The organism is Streptomyces sp. NPDC027663 (genome assembly GCF_055566415.1).
The window spans coordinates 109,187-128,888 of record NZ_JBVHSK010000008.1; the positions used below are offsets into that span (position 1 = coordinate 109,187).

Consider the following 19,702-nt stretch of genomic DNA (forward strand, 5'->3'; position numbering starts at 1 on the left):
TGAAACACGAATGGGCCAACCCCCTGCGGGTTGGCCCATTTACTTGGGACGGGCGTCTGCAAGACCGTATCCGTTGACGTACGACTGCTACAGCGGCCTCAGCGCCGGCTCCTTCTGAACCGCTCCCAGGAGCCGGTCGAGTGCCATCTCCACGTCTTCCTTCCAGGAGAGCGTCGACCGCAGTTCCAGCCGCAGCCGCGGATGCATGGGATGCTGCCGGACCGTCTTGAAGCCGACGGCCAGCAGATGGTCGGCGGGCAGCAGACAAGCGGGCTCCTTCCAGCGGGCGTTACCGAACGCCTCGATGGCTTTGAAGCCCCGGCGCAGCAGGTCCTTGGCGACCGTCTGCACAAGCACCCGCCCCAGCCCCTGCCCTTGGTAGCCGGGCATGACGAACGCCGTGATCAGCTGGACTGCGTCGGGTGAGACCGGGCTCGTAGGGAAGGCCGTGGAGCGCGGGACGTAGGCCGGCGGTGCGTAGAGCACGAATCCTGCCGGCACGTCATCAACGTAGACCACCCGGCCACACGATCCCCAGTCCAGCAGAACGGCGGAGATCCAGGCTTCCTTCTCCAGCGCGGCCGTGCCTGCCTTCACCGCCGCTTCGCCGCTGACGGGGTCGAGTTCCCAGAAGACGCACGAGCGACAGCGTGGGGGAACGTCCTGAAGGTTGTCCAGCGTGAGCGGCACGAGCCGACGCCCCATGAAGGCTGATCCTCACTTCCTTCGCCCGCCGCGTCCAGAGCGGCTGTGAGAGCGTTCCGCTCCCTGAGCAGGCTGCCGACGAACCCGCCGACCGCTCCGAGACCCAGGCCCGCGCTCACCAGTCCGGTGCGGCTCATCGATCCCATGGCCCCTGTCTCCCCACTCAGAGATGCAACTGCTGTCCGGTGGTTGTGCCATAGCTGTTCGCATCGTATCCACGATGCGAACAGCTCGATACCGCCCTGAAGCAAAGAGCGGGCCGTGTTCCGGACACGCCGGAAACGACCCGCTCCACCGCTTCACGGGCGGCAACGGCCAAAGCTCACTCGTCCTCGGTGTCGCTCTCCTGAAGGCTCTTCTGCAGGGCCAGCTTCTCGCCCGGGGCGAGCGTGCTGAGGATCCGCTCGAGGTCATCCGCGGAGGCGAACTCGACGGTGATCTTGCCCTTCTTCTGCCCCAGCTCGACCTTCACCCGCGTCTCGAAGCGGTCCGAGAGCCGGGTGGCCAGCTCACTCAGAGCCGGGGAAGGCACGGAGCCGGCCCGGGGACCCCGGGAGCGCGCGGCTTTCTGAGGCCGCGAGCCCATCAACGTCACGATCTCTTCCACGGACCGCACCGACAGCCCCTCGGCCACGATCCGGTGGGCCAGGCGATCCTGCTCCTCCGAGTCCTCCACGGCCAGCAGCGCCCGGGCGTGGCCGGCCGAGAGCACTCCCGCAGCCACCCGCTTCTGCACGGTCGGCGAGAGCTTCAGCAGGCGCAGGGTGTTGGAGACCTGCGGACGGGAACGCCCGATCCGGTCGGCCAGCTGGTCATGCGTGCAGTTGAAGTCCTTCAGCAGCTGGTCGTAGGCAGCCGCCTCTTCGATCGGGTTCAGCTGCGCACGGTGCAGGTTCTCCAGCAGCGCGTCCAGAAGAAGCTTCTCGTCGTCGGTAGCCCGGACGATGGCCGGGATGGCCTCCAGACCGGCCTCACGGCAAGCACGCCAGCGGCGCTCGCCCATGATCAGCTCATAGCGGGCTGGGCCCAGCTGCCGCACCACCACGGGCTGGAGGAGGCCAACCTCCTGGATGGAGGTGATCAGCTCCTGGAGCGCGTCCTCATCGAAGATCTCACGCGGCTGACGCGGGTTCGGCGTGATGGCGTCGAGCGGGATCTCCGCGAAGTGGGCGCCCATCGGAGCTGCGGGCACCTCCACCGCCGGGCTCGCCGTGGCCACCTCGGTTTCCTGGACAACGGGCGGCAATGTGGCCACCTTCGCCGCGGCAACCCCGCGATCGGTCGTCAGCACCGGCACGGCTGCCGGGGAGGTGGATGCTCCGCCCCCCATGGCCGCCGACGCCGGGTTCTTCTCGGTCGGGGCAGCGGGGATCAGTGCGCCGAGCCCACGGCCCAGACCCCTCCGTCGCTCACTCACTGGATCCCCTCCACCATGCTTGGGTCGTTCTGGGCGCCGATGTGGGCCTGGCTCGCGTCGTAGCTGATGCCAACACCCTTCAGCGCGATTTCTCGGGCCGCCTCAAGATACGAGAGGGCACCGCTCGATCCTGGATCGTAAGTCAGCACCGTCTGCCCGTAACTCGGCGCCTCGGAGATACGGACCGAGCGGGGAATGCTCGTCCGCAGTACCTCGTCGCCGAAGTGAGTGCGCACCTCTTCCGCGACCTGGGAGGCGAGACGCGTCCGGCCGTCGTACATGGTGAGCAGGATCGTCGACACGTGCAGCGTGGGGTTGAGGTGGCCCCGCACCAGGTCGACGTTGCGCAGCAGCTGACCCAAGCCCTCCAGTGCGTAGTACTCGCACTGGATCGGGATGAGGACCTCCTGGCCGGCGACCAGTGCGTTGACCGTCAGCAGGCCGAGGGAGGGCGGGCAGTCGATGAGGATGTAGTCCAGCGGCTGCTCGTACGCCTGGATCGCCCGCTGCAACCGGCTCTCGCGGGCCACCAGGGACACCAACTCGATCTCCGCACCAGCGAGATCGATGGTGGCGGGGGCGCAGAAGAGACCTTCGACATCGGGGACGGGCTGTACGACCTCGGCGAGAGGCTTGCTCTCCACCAACACGTCATAGATGGACGGAACTTCGGCGTGGTGGTCGATCCCCAGGGCCGTGGACGCGTTGCCCTGCGGGTCGAGGTCGATCACCAGGACGCGGCCACCATGCAGAGCCAGCGAAGCGGCAAGGTTGACGGTCGTCGTCGTCTTGCCCACGCCGCCCTTCTGGTTGGCGACCACGATCACTCGGGTCTGCTCCGGGCGCGGCAGGCCTTCGCCGGCGCGGCCGAGAGCCTCCACCGCCAGTTGGGCCGCTCGACCGATGGGAGTGTCGTCCATCGGGGACGGTGTTTCACGTGAAACATCCGCCCCCATCGACTCGGTACGGGGACCGGGGACCGGATCGGTCATCGGTCCCGCGATGTTGGCGTCGGACCGCAAGGATTCACTCTCCTCGACTTCAGGCTCGCAATGAACAGAGCCTCCCATGTCTTCGGGGTCGTGAACCAGTGAGGCCTGGTGTTCTGTGGAGAAATCCACCTCTGTGGACAGCTCCGCACCCCCTGAGGAGGGCGGAGCGTCCGGCGCCGGAGACGGAGTGTCCCGGGAAACAGGAGCCTCCCCGAGAGCGCCAAGAGGCTTTCGGTCGCGGGGTTCGGCCGCAGCGCGGCCACGACTGATGATGCCGTGCAGCAGTGAGCGACGTTTCACGTGAAACACGATGCACAGCGGCTGCGACCGGATCTCTGCGACACTCCGGCTTGCGTACGTTTGGCAGCTTGTGTGGAGTACGTCTCGTCGTCAGGACGGATCAGCAATGTCCGTCCATCGGTTCACCGGCGGCGACGGGCTCGGCCGGTACGGGCCGCCTTGGCGCGCTTCGCGGCGAAGCGGACACCACCCGGGCTCTCCCCGACCTCGACCCGCACCACGGTGGAGAGCGGGTCCACCACGCCCTCACCCACATGCAGGATGGACGTCTCGACCGCGCCGAGCTTGGTGAGCGCGGTGGCCGCAGCCTTCAGCTCCTCCTCGGCGGTATCGCCCTTCAGCGCGAGCATCTCGCCGTACGGGCGCAGCAGAGGAATGCCCCAGGTGGCCAGGCGGTCCAGCGGGGCCACGGCCCGGGCGGTCACGACATGGACCGGCGGCAGCTTGCCCATGACCTCCTCGGCTCGGCCACGCACCACGGTGACGTGGTCCAGGCCCAGCAGCTCGACGACCTCGGTGAGGAAGTTGGTGCGCCGCAGCAAGGGCTCCAGCAGGGTGATGTTCAGGTCGTCACGGACCAAGGCCAGCGGGATGCCCGGCAGCCCGGCACCCGAGCCGACGTCGCAGACCGTCACGCCCTCCGGGACAGCCTCGGAGAGCACCGCACAGTTCAGCAGGTGCCGCTCCCACAGGCGGGGCACCTCCCGGGGGCCGATCAGGCCTCGCTGCACGCCCGCCTCGGCGAGCAGCTCCGCATAGCGGACCGCATCGGCGAAGCGATCACCAAACACTTCCCGCGCCTGTTCGGGCGCGGGGGGAAGCTCCGCTGCCTCCGTCACGGGGACCGTCCTTCCGTACAGCGCCGGCGCTTCGCGCACCGGCCACCAGAACTACCAGGCTGACAAAATTCGGCCCCGCCTGCTCAACAGACGGGGCCGGTGAAACCAGGGGGCCGATCAGGCGGGCAGTACGACGACGAAGCGCTGCGGCTCCTCGCCCTCGGACTCGCTGCGCAGTCCCGCGGACTTGACCGCGTCGTGCACGACCTTGCGCTCGAACGGGGTCATCGGCTTGAGCTTCACGGGCTCGCCGGTGCTCTTCACCTCGGCGGCGGCCTTGGCGCCCAGCTCGGACAGCTCGGCCCGCTTCTTGGCCCGGTACCCCGCGATGTCCAGCATCAGCCGGCTGCGGTCCCCGGTCTCCCGGTGCACCGCAAGGCGCGTCAGCTCCTGCAGCGCCTCCAGCACCTCGCCGTCCCGGCCGACCAGCTTCTGCAGGTCGCGGCTGCCGCTGTCGCTGATGATCGACACGGAGGCGCGGTCGGCCTCGACGTCCATGTCGATGTCGCCGTCGAGGTCGGCGATGTCCAGCAGACCCTCCAGGTAGTCCGCCGCGATCTCACCCTCCTGCTCCAGGCGGGTGAGGGTGTCTGCACCCTCGGCAGCGGCGGAGGTGGTGCCTTCCGTCACGGGATGGGCTCCTTCTTACTTCTTGGACGGGGACTTGGGCCGCTGCGGGCCACCCTTGCGCTGGCCGGACTGGGCCTTGCTGCGGGTGCCGGAGCCGGGCTTCTCGGGCTGCTTTGCGGCAGCGGGCTTGGCGTCCTGCGGCTCGTCGGACTTCTCCAGCGACGGGGAGTCCCCCGCCTGCTTGGTACCGCCGGACTGACGCTGGGCCTTGCTCTGACGCTTGGGCTGCTGGCGCCGGGCGGCGGTGGCCGTGGCCGTGGTGGTGCCGGCGACGGCACCGTCCTCGGCCTGCGCCGCGGCCTGGGCCGCGCTCTTCGCCACGGTGCCGTCGGCCTGGGCGACGAGACCGGCCTTGTTCAGCGCGTTGACGAACTTGCGCTCGAACTCGTTGCGGTCCCGGCCCTTGGTGACGATCGCCTTGACGATGGCCTTCTCGCTGCGCCGGCGGACCTTGCCGTGCTGCGTGACGTGCTTGGTCAGGCGCTCCAGGTAGGCGGCCTGGGCCTTGGAACCCGGGGTCGGGTTGTTGCGGATGACGTACATCTGCTGGCCCATGGTCCACACGTTGGTGGTCAGCCAGTAGACGAGGACACCGACGGGGAAGTTCACACCGAAGACGGCGAACATGACCGGGAAGACGTACATCAGCATCTTCTGCTGCTGCATGAACGGCGTCTTCACGGTGGTGTCGACGTTCTTCGTCATCAGCTGGCGCTGCGTGTAGAACTGCGACGCCGACATCAGCACGATCATGATCGCCGTCACGACGCGGACGTCGGTCAGCGAGGCGTTGAGCGCGGTGACCTGGCTCTCACTGCTGAAGAACTTGGAGGCGAGCGGGGCACCGAAGATGTGCGCCTTCTGGGCACTCTCCAGCAGACCCTGGTCGATCACACCGATGGTCTTGTTCGACGCGATGCCGTTGAGCACGTGGTACAGGGCGAAGAAGAACGGGGACTGCGCCAGGATGGGAAGGCACGAGGAGAGCGGGTTGGTACCCGACTCCTTGTACAGCTTCATCATCTCTTCGGACTGGCGCTGCTTGTCGTTCTTGTAACGCTCCTGGATCTTCTTCATCTCGGGCTGCAGCGTCTGCATGGCCCGGGTCGCCTTGATCTGCTTCACGAAGAGCGGGATCAGGCAGATGCGGATCAGGATCACCAGGGACACGATGGACAGGCCCCAGGCCCATCCGGTGTCAGGGCCGAAGATGGCGCCGTACACCGTGTGGAACTGGACGATGACCCATGAGACGGGTGTCGTGATGAAGCTGAAGAGGCTGGCAATCGTGTCCACTAATCATGCTCCTTGGGCATGGGACGAGGTCTCTGCGGCCGGGCTCGAAGGAGACTCGGGAACGAGCTTCGCTTCGGTGGCCGGTTCGGCGGCGGAGGGCCCGCCCCTGCGTGCGCTCCAGGCGTTGCGCAGCATTTCGTGCCACCGCGGGCGCTTTCGCGGCGGAACATGGTCCACACCGCCGAGCGACCACGGATTGCACCGGAGGATGCGCCAGGCGGTGAGTGCCGTTCCCTTGATCGCACCGTGCCGGTCGATGGCCGTGTAGCCGTAGTGGGAGCACGACGGGTAGTACTTGCACACCGGCCCAAGCAGTGGACTGATCGTCCACTGGTACAGCTTGATCAGAGCCAGCAGCGGGTACTTCATCGCGCGCCCCCTCCCAGCAGCCGCTGAAGGGCGGCGTCCAGGTCTCGGGCCAGCTGTGCGTGGTCTGCGTCGCCCGCTCCGGGCAGCGCTCGTACGACTACCAGGCTACCGGGGGGAAACAGGGCGACTCGGTCACGCATCAGATGGCGCAGTCTGCGCTTCACTGTGTTGCGCACGACCGCGCCACCCACGGCCTTGCTCACGACGAAACCCGCACGCGTCGGGGGAGCGCTCTCCCCAGGCGCGTGCGGGTCCGTGGCACCGCTACGAAGGTGGACGACGAGGGACGGGCGGCCTGCCCGGCGCCCTCGCCGTACCGCGGTCGCGAAGTCCTCGCGCCGCCTCAGCCGGTTCTCGGTGGGCAGCACGACGTCATGACCTGATCGGGATCAGGCGGACAGGCGGGCGCGACCCTTGCTACGGCGGGACGCGAGAATCGCGCGGCCGGCACGGGTGCGCATACGCAGCCGGAAGCCGTGGGTCTTCGCGCGACGACGGTTGTTCGGCTGGAAGGTGCGCTTGCTCACTCGGGGGCTCCAGAAAGATTCGGTAGTGGCGGGTGGCCGTCCTGGCTGTCACCGTGCGCCCACGAGTAGCTCGCGTCACGCCCGAGTGCACCGCTTCCCGATCACCTGACGTGATCTGTGCCCATCGGAGGCAGGCGGCAGCAGCCATCGACAACTCGACCTGGTTACGGTACGCGGGGCTACGCCATCCGGTCAAACCGGGGGCGACCGAGAGACACTGTCCACAGGCTGGGGACAACAACTTGAACCGTACCCGCCGCGCTGACTACCGTGGCTGGACTCCGATTCGTTCCTTTATCCCCAGCCGACCCGATATTCATCCCGACCCGTCCGCGAACCACACGTTCGTGGGACCTGTGAGAGAGCGTGCCCTGTGGCTGACGTACCTGCCGATCTTGCCGCAGTGTGGCCACGAGTACTGGAGCAGCTCCTCGGTGAGGGCCGCGGTCAGGGTGTCGAGGCGAAGGACGAGCACTGGATCCGGCGCTGCCAGCCGCTCGCGCTGGTCGCGGACACCGCCCTGCTGGCCGTACCGAACGAATTCGCGAAGAACGTACTGGAGGGCCGTCTCGCGCCCATCGTCAGCGAGACCCTGAGCCGTGAGTGCGGCCGCCCCATCCGGATCGCGATCACCGTGGACGACTCGGCGGGGGAACCGCCGGCGCCCGCGGCACCCTCCGCCCAGCAGCCGCCCAAGTCCCGCTACGAGGAGCCGGAGCTGCCGTCCGGCCCGTACGAGGGCTACGGCCGCCACCGCGGCGCCGACCAGCTCCCGAGCCCCGAGCAGCTTCCGCCGGGCCGCCAGGACCAGCTGCCGACCGCCCGCCCTGCCTACCCGTCCGAGTACCAGCGCCCCGAGCCCGGTGCCTGGCCGCGCCCCGGGCAGGACGAGTACGGCTGGCAGCAGCAGCGGCTGGGCTTTCCCGAGCGCGACCCGTACGCCTCGCCCTCGTCCCAGGACGACTACCGTTCCGGTGCGGACGCCTACGGCTCGCCGTCCCAGGACTACCGCCCCCAGGGCATGGACCGGCCGCCGTACGAGCAGCAGCGTGGCGAGTACGACACCCCGCGCGCGGACTACGAACCGCGGGACTACGAGCGGTCCCGCCCCGACTACGACGCCCCGCGCGGCGAGTACGACCCGGCCCGGACCGAGTACGACCAGCGCGACCCCGTCCGCCGTGAGCGGCCCGACGAGCCGGTGCACCGCGGCGGCCCCGGCCGCCCGGACGGGCCCGCGACGGGTTCACCGGCCCCGCCGGCCGCGCAGCCGGCACCGGCGAGCGGCCCCGGTGAGCCGACCGCGCGGCTGAACCCCAAGTACCTGTTCGACACGTTCGTCATCGGCGCCTCCAACCGGTTCGCGCACGCGGCGGCGGTCGCGGTCGCCGAGGCGCCGGCGAAGGCGTACAACCCCCTGTTCATCTACGGGGAGTCGGGGCTCGGCAAGACACATCTGCTGCACGCGATCGGGCACTACGCGCGCAGCCTCTACCCGGGCACGCGTGTGCGGTACGTCAGCTCGGAGGAGTTCACCAACGAGTTCATCAACTCCATCCGCGACGGCAAGGGCGACAGCTTCCGCAAGCGCTACCGGGAGATGGACATCCTGCTCGTCGACGACATCCAGTTCCTCGCGGACAAGGAGTCGACGCAGGAGGAGTTCTTCCACACCTTCAACACGCTCCACAACGCCAACAAGCAGATCGTGCTCTCCAGCGACCGGCCGCCCAAGCAGCTGGTCACGCTGGAGGACCGGCTGCGCAACCGGTTCGAGTGGGGTCTGATCACCGACGTCCAGCCGCCCGAGCTGGAGACCCGCATCGCGATCCTGCGCAAGAAGGCGGTGCAGGAGCAGCTGAACGCGCCGCCGGAGGTGCTGGAGTTCATCGCGTCCCGGATCTCGCGGAACATCCGGGAGCTGGAGGGCGCGCTGATCCGGGTGACGGCGTTCGCCTCGCTGAACCGGCAGCCGGTGGACCTGGGCCTGACCGAGATCGTCCTGAAGGACCTGATCCCCGGGGGCGAGGACTCGACGCCGGAGATCACCGCGACGGCCATCATGGCGGCCACCGCGGACTACTTCGGGCTCACGGTCGAGGACCTGTGCGGCAGCTCGCGGGGCCGCCAGCTGGTCACGGCCCGGCAGATCGCCATGTACCTGTGCCGGGAGCTGACGGACCTGTCCCTGCCGAAGATCGGCGCGCAGTTCGGTGGCCGTGACCACACGACCGTCATGCACGCCGACCGGAAGATCCGCGCGCTGATGGCCGAGCGGCGCTCGATCTACAACCAGGTGACGGAGCTGACGAACCGCATCAAGAACGGCTGACGTCCGGCGGGAGCCATGCGCCGACGCCGAGGGCGCCTTCGGGATTCCGGTCCCTGAGGCGCCCTTTTGCGTTGCTGCGGGCGGGGTGCGTCTCCGGGGTGCCCGGCGCTGGTGCCGGGAGCCGGTGGCGGGCGCCGGTGCCGGGCAGGGGGCTGGCCCGCGCTTGCGGGGTGCCGCTGCGCCCACCCGTGCCGCCCCAGCGGCACGACTGCCCGCAGCTACGTGGGCATGACTGCCCGCGGCCTCGGGGACACGGCTGCCCGCGGCTACGTGGACATGGCTGTCCGCAGCCTCGTGGGCACGGCTGTCCGCGGCCTCGTGGGCACCGGTGCTCGTGGCCACCTCGGCACCGCCGGCCGCGGGCCACGCGGGCTCGGCAGGGTCCGGCTGCTGGATGTGCAGCGTTCCTCCGTGTCATCCGGTGTTCGAATACTTGCCGGGTTACGGCCACTCTCCACAGATTCGGTGACTTTCTTCCGTCCACATCCTGGGGACTGTGGAGTTGTCCCGAACTGCGTCCACAGGGAGGCTGGCTCTGGGGCTTGTGCCCAGCTCAGGAGCCTGTGGAATCGTGGACGAACGATCTCCACAGACTGTGGAAAACGCGAAGCTCCACAGCCTGTGCACGAGGTTTTCCACGGGCACCCCACAGGCTGGGGCCGGTTGTCCCCAGCAAACCCCGGCTTCTCCACACGGCTGTCCACTGTTCGGCAACGCGACGCCCTCCCTCACCGCGTCGAGTGAAAGCCGTCACACGAAGCTGCCGGGTTGGGGTGTGGGAAACGTGGGTATTCCTGGGGACACAGCTGGGGAGAACTGCCCCCGACCTGTGGGCGGTGTGTGCAGAACTTTCCGTTCTCCACAGAGAGCCCCGGTTGTCCACTGCCTCCACCCACAGGGCCGGTGGACAAAATATGCGTGCTGAGCTGGGCAAACGTGGTTATCCACGGTATCCACAGGCCCTACTACTACTCCCGACTAGAGAGAGCTCGGCAATCGTTTGGAAGCGGGGCCTGTGCACAACTCGCCGTCTCGAGCCCGGCTGCCCCTCGGACCGACTTGACCCCGACAGGCACCTACTGTCAGTGCGGTGCGTCAGACTGGTCCCCGGTGTCCTTCCCGTCCCAGTGGGCGGTGACACCGAGTCGGAGGACTCAGTAGCAACAGCAGGAGGCGGCTTACGGTGAAGATCCGGGTGGAACGCGACGTACTCGCGGAGGCAGTGGCGTGGGCTGCACGCAGCCTCCCGGCCCGTCCGCCGGCGCCTGTCCTCGCCGGCCTGCTGCTGAAGGCCGAGGACGGCCAGCTGAGCCTGTCAAGCTTCGACTACGAGGTCTCCGCGCGCGTCAACGTCGAGGCGGAGGTCGAGGAGGAGGGCACCGTCCTCGTCTCCGGCCGCCTGCTCGCCGACATCTCCCGTGCTCTGCCCAACCGGCCGGTGGAGATTTCCACAGACGGTGTACGGGCGACCGTGGTCTGCGGCTCCTCCCGGTTCACCCTCCACACCCTGCCTGTGGAGGAGTACCCGGCGCTGCCGCAGATGCCGAACGCCACGGGCACCGTCCCCGGTGAGGTCTTCGCCGCCGCCGTCTCCCAGGTGGCCATCGCCGCCGGCCGTGACGACACGCTCCCGGTGCTCACCGGTGTGCGCATCGAGATCGAGGGCGACACGGTCACCCTGGCCTCCACCGACCGTTACCGGTTCGCGGTCCGCGAGTTCCTGTGGAAGCCGGAGAACCCGGACGCCTCCGCGGTCGCCCTGGTGCCCGCCAAGACGCTGCTGGACACCGCCAAGTCGCTGGGCGCGGGCGACAGCGTCACGCTGGCGCTGTCCGGCTCGGGCGCGGGCGAGGGCCTGATCGGTTTCGAGGGCGCGGGGCGTCGTACGACCACGCGGCTGCTCGAGGGCGACCTGCCGAAGTACCGCACGCTGTTCCCGACCGAGTTCAACTCCGTCGCCGTGATCGAGACCGCGCCCTTCGTGGAGGCCGTCAAGCGTGTGGCGCTGGTGGCCGAGCGGAACACGCCGGTGCGGCTGAGCTTCGAGCAGGGTGTGCTGATCCTCGAGGCCGGGTCCAGCGACGATGCACAGGCTGTGGAAAGGGTCGACGCGCAGTTGGAGGGCGACGACATCTCGATCGCCTTCAACCCGACGTTCCTGCTGGACGGCCTGAGCGCGATCGACTCCCCGGTGGCGCAGCTGTCGTTCACGACGTCCACGAAGCCGGCGCTGCTCAGCGGGAAGCCGGCGCTGGATGCGGAGGCCGACGACGCGTACAAGTACCTGATCATGCCGGTGCGGCTCAGCGGCTGACGGTTTCCACAGCTGTGCACGGTGCCGGCTGCCCGGTGTGGGCGCCCGGCACCGTCGCTGCCGACGGAGTGGGTTCGCCGGCCCGTGCCCGGGGTGTCTTCCCAGGTGAGCGCCTATGCCCACAGCTGTGCACGAGCGTCCGGGTTTAGGCTCGGCACGGCACTCGGGTGCCTCTCACGCCACACAGCGACCTAAGGAACACAACTGATGGAGCTCGGTCTCGTCGGCCTCGGCAAGATGGGCGGCAACATGCGCGAGCGGATCCGCCGCGCGGGCCACACCGTCATCGGATACGACCGCAACGCGGACCTCGCGGATGTCCACAGCCTGGAAGAGCTTGTGGGCAAGCTCAGCGGCCCGCGCGTGGTCTGGGTGATGGTCCCGGCCGGTGACGCGACGCAGTCGACCATCGACCGGCTGGCCGAACTGCTGGAGCCCGGTGACGTGGTCGTGGACGGCGGCAACTCCCGCTGGACGGACGACGAGAAGCACGCCGGGGAACTGGCCGCCAAGGGCATAGGCTTCGTCGACTGCGGTGTCTCCGGTGGCGTCTGGGGCCTGGAGAACGGGTACGCGCTGATGTACGGCGGCGACGCCGAGAACGTCGCCAAGGTGCAGCCGGTCTTCGACGCGCTCAAGCCGGAGGGCGACTTCGGTGCGGTGCACGCCGGCAAGGTCGGCGCGGGCCACTTCGCGAAGATGGTCCACAACGGCATCGAGTACGCGATGATGCAGGCCTACGCCGAGGGTTGGGAGCTGCTGGAGAAGGTCGACTCCGTCACGGACGTCCGCGAGGTGTTCCGCTCGTGGCAGGAGGGCACCGTCATCCGGTCCTGGCTGCTGGACCTCGCGGTGAACGCCCTCGACGAGGACGAGCACCTGGAAGGCCTGCGCGGTTATGCACAGGACTCCGGTGAGGGACGCTGGACTGTGGAAGCCGCGATCGACAACGCGGTGCCGCTGCCCGCGATCACCGCGTCGCTGTTCGCGCGGTTCGCCTCCCGGCAGGAGGACTCGCCGCAGATGAAGATGATCGCCGCGCTGCGCAACCAGTTCGGCGGCCACGCCGTAGAGAAGAAGTAATCCACAGGGTCGCTCGGCGATCCACAACCCTGGGGGAGGTCGGCGGGACGACCATGCATGTCACGCATCTTTCGCTGGCCGACTTCCGCTCGTACGCCCGGGCCGAGGTCCCGCTCGACCCGGGCGTCACCGCCTTCGTCGGTCCCAACGGGCAGGGCAAGACCAACCTGGTGGAAGCGGTCGGGTATCTGGCCACGCTCGGCAGTCACCGGGTCGCTTCCGACGCGCCGCTGGTCCGCATGGGCGCCGAGCGGGCGGTCGTCCGGGCGCAGGTCCGGCAGGGCGACCGGCAGCAGCTGATCGAGCTGGAGCTGAATCCGGGCCGGGCCAACCGCGCCCGGATCAACCGGTCCTCGCAGGTCAGGCCGCGGGACGTGCTGGGCATCGTACGGACCGTGCTGTTCGCGCCCGAGGATCTCGCACTGGTGAAGGGGGATCCCGGGGAGCGGCGGAGGTTCCTGGACGAGCTGATCACCGCGCGGTCCCCGCGGATGGCGGGTGTGCGCTCGGACTACGAGCGGGTGCTCAAGCAGCGCAACACCCTGCTGAAGACGGCCGCACTGGCCCGTCGGCACGGTGGCAGGTCCATGGACCTGTCCACGCTCGACGTGTGGGACCAGCACCTCGCCCGCGCGGGTGCCGAGCTGCTCGCCCAGCGGCTCGACCTGATCGCCGCGCTGCAGCCGCTGGCCGACAAGGCGTACGAGCAGCTGGCCCCCGGCGGCGGGCCGGTCGCGCTGGAGTACAAGCCGTCGGCGCCCGGTGAGGCCCACACGCGCGAGGACCTCTACGCCCAGCTGATGGCGGCCCTCACGGAGGTGCGCAAGCAGGAGATCGAGCGTGGTGTCACGCTCGCCGGACCGCACCGGGACGACCTGCTGCTCAAGTTGGGGCAGCTTCCGGCGAAGGGGTACGCCTCGCACGGCGAGTCCTGGTCGTACGCCCTCGCCCTGCGGCTGGCCTCCTACGACCTGTTGCGTGCCGAGGGCAACGAGCCGGTGCTGATCCTGGACGACGTCTTCGCCGAGCTGGACGCCCGCCGCCGGGAACGGCTGGCGGAGCTGGTCGCGCCCGGCGAGCAGGTGCTGGTCACCGCGGCCGTGGACGACGACGTACCGGATGTGCTGGCCGGCGCCCGGTACGTGGTGGCCGACGGGACGGTGGAGCGGGTATGAGCACCGGGGAACCCACCCCTGCCCGGGACAAGAGGGACAAGCAGGGCAAGAAGGAGCCCTCCGGTGTCGACCTCGCGCGCGTGGCGCTGCGCGCCGCGAAGGAGCAGGCACGCGCGCGTGGGGACGCGGCGCGACAGAAGAAGCAGGCGCGGCGCGGCGGAGGCCTGCGCTCCGGCGCGGGCGCCGACGGCCGTGATCCGATGGCGCTGGGCGCTGCGATCAACCGGCTGATCACCGAGCGCGGCTGGGAGACCCCCGCGGCGGTCGGCGGAGTGATGGGCCGCTGGCCGCAGATCGTCGGCGAGGACCTGGCCAAGCACTGTGTGCCGCAGCGCTACGACGAGGACGAGCGGGTGCTGACGGTGCAGTGCGACTCGACGGCCTGGGCGACCCAGCTGCGCGTGCTCGCCCCCACGCTGGTGGCCCGGCTCAACGAGGACCTCGGGCACGGCAGCGTACGGATGATCAAGGTGCTCAACCCGGGCGGCCAGAGTCGCCGCTACGGCCCGCTGCGCGCCCCGGGAAGCACCGGGCCCGGCGACACCTACGGCTGACGGGCGGGCCCGGGGCGGGTGTGAAGGGGCCGGGAGACGGCCGCGAGGCTGTTGTTGCGCAGGTGACGTACCTCACGTCTCGGAGATCGTCCCGGCATGCCGTCGTACCTGCGCACACGGCTGTGGATCACCACCCGATCGCCACCGAACCGCCATCCGACCCCCGAGTAGCCAAGGGTTGACGGCTCGAAGCGCTGAGTGCCGCTGTGAGCCCCTCGGAGCCCCCATCCGTATATCGGGACCCGGCCGAGACCGGTTGAGGGCGGCACATGGGGACTCAGGTACCGGCAAACCCCCATCGATGTCGGCGCTACCGGTAGACTGGAAGACAATCCCGCCCCAACGTGGGGACCGCCCGGGAAAAGCTGAGCAACGCTGATCAAGGCTTACCACCGCAACATGCCGCAGCCGCTCCGGCAACCTGCCGACGAGCCCGGCTCGTGCTGTGCCAGAAAGGGCGCTTCGTGGCCGATTCCGGCAACCCCAACGAGAACATCCCGTCCACCGACGCCGGCGTGAACGCCGAGGCCACGGAGTCCGCCGCGGCCTCCGCGTCCTACGACGCCAGCGCCATCACCGTGCTCGAAGGGCTGGACGCGGTCCGCAAGCGGCCCGGCATGTACATCGGCTCCACGGGCGAGCGCGGTCTGCACCACCTGGTGTACGAGGTCGTCGACAACTCGGTCGACGAGGCGCTGGCGGGTTACGCGGACACCATCGACGTGACGATCCTCGCCGACGGCGGGGTGCGCGTCGTCGACAACGGCCGTGGCATCCCGGTGGGCATCGTGCCCTCCGAGGGCAAGCCGGCCGTCGAGGTCGTGCTCACCGTGCTGCACGCGGGCGGCAAGTTCGGCGGCGGCGGGTACGCCGTCTCCGGCGGTCTGCACGGTGTGGGCGTGTCCGTCGTGAACGCGCTGTCCACGAAGGTCGCCGTCGAGATCAGGACCGACGGTCACCGCTGGACGCAGGACTACAAGCTCGGCGTCCCGACGGCCCCGCTCGACCGGCACGAGGCGACGGACGAGACGGGCACCTCGGTCACCTTCTGGGCCGACCCCGACATCTTCGAGACCACCGAGTACTCCTTCGAGACGCTGTCGCGGCGTTTCCAGGAGATGGCGTTCCTCAACAAGGGCCTGACGATCAAGCTCACCGACGAGCGCGAGTCGGCGAAGGCGGTGGCCGGCGCGGACGAGGCGGGCGCCGACGAGAAGGCCGAGGTCAAGACCGTCACGTACCACTACGAGGGCGGCATCGTCGACTTCGTGAAGTACCTCAACTCCCGCAAGGGAGAGGCGGTCCACCCGACGGTCGTCTCGCTGGAGGCCGAGGACAGGGACAAGAGCCTGTCCCTCGAGGTCGCCATGCAGTGGAACAGCGGCTACAGCGAGGGCGTGTACTCCTTCGCGAACATCATCCACACCCACGAGGGCGGTACGCACGAGGAGGGCTTCCGCGCGGCCCTCACCAGCCTGATCAACAAGTACGCGCGCGACAAGAAGCTGCTGCGCGAGAAGGACGACAACCTCACCGGTGACGACATCCGTGAGGGTCTGACCGCGATCATCTCGGTCAAGCTGAGCGAGCCGCAGTTCGAGGGCCAGACGAAGACCAAGCTGGGCAACACGGAGGCCAAGACCTTCGTGCAGAAGGCGGTCTACGAGCACCTGAACGACTGGCTGGACCGCAACCCGGTCGAGGCCGCGGACATCGTCCGCAAGGGCATCCAGGCGGCCACCGCGCGCGTGGCGGCCCGCAAGGCCCGCGATCTGACCCGCCGCAAGGGCCTGCTGGAGAGCGCGTCCCTGCCGGGCAAGCTGTCGGACTGCCAGTCCAACGACCCGACCAAGTGCGAGATCTTCATCGTCGAGGGTGACTCCGCCGGCGGCTCGGCCAAGTCCGGCCGCAACCCGCAGTACCAGGCGATCCTCCCGATCCGCGGCAAGATCCTGAACGTGGAGAAGGCCAGGATCGACAAGATCCTGCAGAACCAGGAGATCCAGGCGCTGATCTCGGCCTTCGGCACGGGTGTGCACGAGGACTTCGACATCGAGAAGCTCCGCTATCACAAGATCATCCTGATGGCGGACGCCGACGTCGACGGCCAGCACATCAGCACCCTGCTGCTGACCTTCCTGTTCCGCTTCATGCGGCCGCTGGTCGAGGCCGGGCACGTGTACCTGTCCCGCCCCCCGCTGTACAAGATCAAGTGGGGCCGCGACGACGTGGAGTACGCCTACTCGGACCGCGAGCGCGACGCACTGATCGAGATGGGCCGCCAGCGCGGCAAGCGCGTGCGCGAGGACTCGATCCAGCGCTTCAAGGGCCTCGGCGAGATGAACGCCGAGGAACTGCGCGTGACCACCATGGACCAGGAGCACCGCGTTCTCGGCCAGGTCACCCTGGACGACGCGGCCCAGGCCGACGACCTGTTCTCGGTCCTGATGGGCGAGGACGTCGAGGCTCGCCGCGCCTTCATCCAGCGCAACGCCAAGGACGTCCGCTTCCTCGACATCTGAGTCGGTCTCAGCTGACCGCACAGGGAAGGATCTTCACCAGCAATGGCCGACGAGAACACTCCCGTCACCCCTGAAGAGGGCGGCGAACTCGTGATGCGTGTCGAGCCCGTCGGGCTCGAGACGGAGATGCAGCGCTCGTACCTGGACTACGCGATGTCCGTCATCGTGTCCCGCGCGCTGCCCGACGTCCGGGACGGTCTCAAGCCCGTCCACCGCCGTGTGCTGTACGCGATGTACGACGGCGGCTACCGCCCCGAGCGCGGCTTCTACAAGTGCGCCCGTGTCGTCGGCGACGTCATGGGCAACTACCACCCGCACGGCGACTCCTCCATCTACGACGCCCTGGTGCGCCTCGCCCAGCCGTGGTCGATGCGGATGCCGCTGGTGGACTCCAACGGCAACTTCGGCTCCCCGGGCAACGACCCGGCGGCCGCCATGCGGTACACCGAGTGCAAGATGGCGCCGCTGTCGATGGAGATGGTCCGCGACATCGACGAGGAGACCGTCGACTTCACGGACAACTACGACGGCCGCTCCCAGGAGCCGACCGTCCTGCCGGCCCGTTTCCCGAACCTGCTGATCAACGGCTCCGCCGGTATCGCGGTCGGCATGGCCACCAACATCCCGCCGCACAACCTGCGCGAGGTCGCGGCCGGCGCCCAGTGGTACCTGGAGAACCCCGAGGTCTCGCACGAGGAGCTGCTCGACGCGCTCATGGAGCGCATCAAGGGCCCCGACTTCCCGACCGGCGCGCTGGTCGTGGGCCGCAAGGGCATCGAGGAGGCGTACCGCACCGGCCGCGGCTCCATCACGATGCGCGCGGTGGTCGAGGTCGAGGAGATCCAGGGCCGTCAGTGCCTGGTGGTCACCGAGCTGCCGTACCAGGTGAACCCGGACAACCTCGCGCAGAAGATCGCCGACCTGGTGAAGGACGGCAAGATCGGCGGCATCGCCGACGTCCGCGACGAGACGTCGTCCCGTACCGGCCAGCGCCTGGTGATCGTCCTCAAGCGGGACGCCGTCGCCAAGGTCGTGCTGAACAACCTGTACAAGCACACCGACCTGCAGACGAACTTCGGCGCCAACATGCTGGCGCTGGTCGACGGCGTGCCGCGCACGCTGTCCCTGGACGCGTTCATCCGCCACTGGGTGACGCACCAGATCGAGGTCGTCGTCCGCCGGACCCGCTTCCGGCTGCGCAAGGCCGAGGAGCGCGCGCACATCCTGCGCGGCCTGCTGAAGGCCCTGGACGCCATCGACGAGGTCATCGCGCTGATCCGGCGCAGTGAGACCGTCGAGATCGCGCGCACCGGCCTGATGGGCCTGCTGGAGATCGACGAGATCCAGGCGAACGCCATCCTCGAGATGCAGCTGCGGCGCCTGGCGGCACTGGAGCGGCAGAAGATCGTCCAGGAGCACGACGAACTCCAGGCGAAGATCAACGAGTACAACGAGATCCTCGCCTCGCCGGTCCGCCAGCGCGGGATCGTCAGCGAGGAGCTGGCCGCGATCGTCGACAAGTACGGCGACGACCGCCAGACCAAGCTGATCCCGTACGAGGGCGACATGTCCATCGAGGACCTGATCGCCGAGGAGGACATCGTCGTCACCGTCACGCGCGGCGGCTACGTCAAGCGGACGAAGACGGACGACTACCGGGCGCAGAAGCGCGGCGGCAAGGGCGTGCGCGGCACGAAGCTGAAGGAAGACGACATCGTCGACCACTTCTTCGTCTCCACCACGCACCACTGGCTGCTGTTCTTCACGAACAAGGGCCGGGTGTACCGGGCGAAGGCGTACGAGCTGCCCGAGGCGGGCCGGGAGGCGCGGGGCCAGCACGTGGCGAACCTGCTCGCCTTCCAGCCGGACGAGGCCATCGCCGAGATCCTCGCCATCCGTGACTACGAGGCGGTGCCCTACCTGGTGCTGGCCACCAAGTCCGGCCTGGTCAAGAAGACGCCTCTGAAGGATTACGATTCGCCTCGCTCCGGCGGTGTCATCGCCATCAATCTGCGAGAGCGCGAGGACGGTACGGACGACGAACTGATCGGTGCCGAACTGGTCTCGGCCGACGACGATCTCCTTCTGATCAGCAAGAAGGCACAGTCGATCCGGTTCACCGCCTCCGACGACTCCCTCCGCCCGATGGGCCGCGCCACCTCCGGCGTCAAGGGGATGAGCTTCCGGGAGGGCGACGAGCTGCTCTCGATGAATGTTGTTCGACCCGGTACGTTCGTGTTCACTGCCACCGACGGTGGGTACGCGAAGCGGACCGCCGTCGACGAGTACCGCGTCCAGGGCCGCGGCGGCCTCGGCATCAAGGCCGCCAAGATCGTGGAGGACCGTGGTTCGCTCGTCGGCGCGCTGATTGTCGAGGAGAACGACGAGATCCTCGCCATCACCCTCTCCGGCGGTGTGATTCGTACGCGAGTCAGCGGGGTCAGGGAGACGGGCCGTGACACCATGGGCGTCCAACTGATCAACCTGGGCAAGCGCGATGCCGTGGTCGGTATCGCACGTAACGCCGAGGCCGGACGCGAGGCGGAGGAAGTCGACGGCGACGTGGCCGTGGACGAGTCCGCCGAGGGTGCCGTGACCACCGGCACGGACGAGGGTGAGGCGCCCTCGGCCGAGTAGCACGAGGAGT

At 68.7% G+C, this 19,702-nt stretch carries 16 protein-coding genes; 7 read left to right on the top strand and 9 right to left on the bottom strand.

Translation table 11 applies throughout. The features are described from left to right. Window positions 1–87: 87 nt before the first annotated feature. From ACZ4SF_RS22200 to rpmH, 9 genes are all read right to left on the bottom strand, one after another. Complete coding sequence (locus tag ACZ4SF_RS22200; protein WP_468387067.1) at window positions 88–705, bottom strand: GNAT family N-acetyltransferase; 618 nt, start codon at window positions 703–705, stop codon at window positions 88–90. A 322-nt stretch (window positions 706–1,027) separates the two neighbouring features. Further along, complete coding sequence (locus ACZ4SF_RS22205) at window positions 1,028–2,122, bottom strand: ParB/RepB/Spo0J family partition protein (RefSeq protein WP_468387070.1); 1,095 nt, start codon at window positions 2,120–2,122, stop codon at window positions 1,028–1,030. Continuing rightward, window positions 2,119–3,192, bottom strand: a complete 1,074-nt coding sequence (locus ACZ4SF_RS22210) for a ParA family protein (RefSeq protein ID WP_468387589.1) — start codon at window positions 3,190–3,192, stop codon at window positions 2,119–2,121. The genes ACZ4SF_RS22205 and ACZ4SF_RS22210 overlap by 4 nt, the downstream gene beginning before the upstream one ends. Before the next feature lie 344 nt (window positions 3,193–3,536). After that, window positions 3,537–4,253 carry a 16S rRNA (guanine(527)-N(7))-methyltransferase RsmG gene (gene rsmG / locus ACZ4SF_RS22215; protein WP_468387073.1) on the bottom strand — a complete coding sequence of 239 codons (717 nt, stop codon included), beginning with the start codon at window positions 4,251–4,253 and terminating at the stop codon, window positions 3,537–3,539. Window positions 4,254–4,370: 117 nt separating this feature from the next. Beyond that, window positions 4,371–4,883 (bottom strand): Jag family protein, encoded by a 513-nt coding sequence (locus tag ACZ4SF_RS22220; RefSeq protein ID WP_365710398.1) that lies wholly within the window; start codon window positions 4,881–4,883, stop codon window positions 4,371–4,373. 15 nt (window positions 4,884–4,898) lie between these two features. After that, entirely contained in the window at window positions 4,899–6,179 is a 1,281-nt protein-coding gene (gene yidC / locus ACZ4SF_RS22225; protein WP_468387077.1) for a membrane protein insertase YidC, read from the bottom strand. 3 nt (window positions 6,180–6,182) lie between these two features. Beyond that, the gene (yidD, locus tag ACZ4SF_RS22230) at window positions 6,183–6,548 is read right to left on the bottom strand and encodes a membrane protein insertion efficiency factor YidD (RefSeq protein WP_468387080.1); all 366 of its coding nucleotides are present in this window, start codon (window positions 6,546–6,548) and stop codon (window positions 6,183–6,185) included. Then, a complete protein-coding gene (gene rnpA / locus ACZ4SF_RS22235) occupies window positions 6,545–6,916 on the bottom strand; it encodes a ribonuclease P protein component (RefSeq protein ID WP_468387083.1) in 372 nt (123 codons plus the stop codon). Before rnpA ends, yidD begins: the two co-directional genes overlap by 4 nt. A gap of 21 nt (window positions 6,917–6,937) precedes the next feature. Next, on the bottom strand, window positions 6,938–7,075 hold the full coding sequence (rpmH, locus tag ACZ4SF_RS22240; RefSeq protein WP_003956500.1) for a 50S ribosomal protein L34: 138 nt from the start codon (window positions 7,073–7,075) through the stop codon (window positions 6,938–6,940). A 373-nt stretch (window positions 7,076–7,448) separates the two neighbouring features. Here rpmH and dnaA point away from each other — a divergent pair, with 373 nt between their 5' ends. From dnaA to gyrA, 7 genes are all read left to right on the top strand, one after another. Continuing rightward, window positions 7,449–9,407 carry a chromosomal replication initiator protein DnaA gene (dnaA, locus tag ACZ4SF_RS22245; protein WP_468387086.1) on the top strand — a complete coding sequence of 653 codons (1,959 nt, stop codon included), beginning with the start codon at window positions 7,449–7,451 and terminating at the stop codon, window positions 9,405–9,407. Window positions 9,408–10,590: 1,183 nt separating this feature from the next. Further along, entirely contained in the window at window positions 10,591–11,721 is a 1,131-nt protein-coding gene (gene dnaN / locus ACZ4SF_RS22250; protein ID WP_208033201.1) for a DNA polymerase III subunit beta, read from the top strand. A gap of 207 nt (window positions 11,722–11,928) precedes the next feature. Then, a complete protein-coding gene (gene gnd / locus ACZ4SF_RS22255) occupies window positions 11,929–12,804 on the top strand; it encodes a phosphogluconate dehydrogenase (NAD(+)-dependent, decarboxylating) (RefSeq protein ID WP_468387090.1) in 876 nt (291 codons plus the stop codon). Window positions 12,805–12,857: 53 nt separating this feature from the next. Continuing rightward, window positions 12,858–13,979, top strand: coding sequence for a DNA replication/repair protein RecF (gene recF / locus ACZ4SF_RS22260; RefSeq protein ID WP_468387092.1), 1,122 nt, complete (start codon window positions 12,858–12,860; stop codon window positions 13,977–13,979). After that, entirely contained in the window at window positions 13,976–14,533 is a 558-nt protein-coding gene (locus ACZ4SF_RS22265; RefSeq protein WP_468387095.1) for a DciA family protein, read from the top strand. The genes recF and ACZ4SF_RS22265 overlap by 4 nt, the downstream gene beginning before the upstream one ends. A 440-nt stretch (window positions 14,534–14,973) precedes the next feature. Then, window positions 14,974–17,055, top strand: a complete 2,082-nt coding sequence (gene gyrB, locus ACZ4SF_RS22270) for a DNA topoisomerase (ATP-hydrolyzing) subunit B (RefSeq protein ID WP_468387098.1) — start codon at window positions 14,974–14,976, stop codon at window positions 17,053–17,055. Between the two features lie 42 nt (window positions 17,056–17,097). Next, complete coding sequence (gene gyrA, locus ACZ4SF_RS22275) at window positions 17,098–19,692, top strand: DNA gyrase subunit A (RefSeq protein WP_468387101.1); 2,595 nt, start codon at window positions 17,098–17,100, stop codon at window positions 19,690–19,692. Window positions 19,693–19,702: the final 10 nt, after the last annotated feature.

Coding starts and splice junctions, on each gene's coding strand:
- ACZ4SF_RS22210 (WP_468387589.1), bottom strand. CDS start 3,192: ATGGGAGGCTCTGTTCATTGCGAGCCTGAAGTCGAGGAGAGTGAATCC.
- gyrA (WP_468387101.1), top strand. CDS start 17,098: ATGGCCGACGAGAACACTCCCGTCACCCCTGAAGAGGGCGGCGAACTC.
- ACZ4SF_RS22200 (WP_468387067.1), bottom strand. CDS start 705: ATGGGGCGTCGGCTCGTGCCGCTCACGCTGGACAACCTTCAGGACGTT.
- yidD (WP_468387080.1), bottom strand. CDS start 6,548: ATGAAGTACCCGCTGCTGGCTCTGATCAAGCTGTACCAGTGGACGATC.
- ACZ4SF_RS22265 (WP_468387095.1), top strand. CDS start 13,976: ATGAGCACCGGGGAACCCACCCCTGCCCGGGACAAGAGGGACAAGCAG.
- gnd (WP_468387090.1), top strand. CDS start 11,929: ATGGAGCTCGGTCTCGTCGGCCTCGGCAAGATGGGCGGCAACATGCGC.
- recF (WP_468387092.1), top strand. CDS start 12,858: ATGCATGTCACGCATCTTTCGCTGGCCGACTTCCGCTCGTACGCCCGG.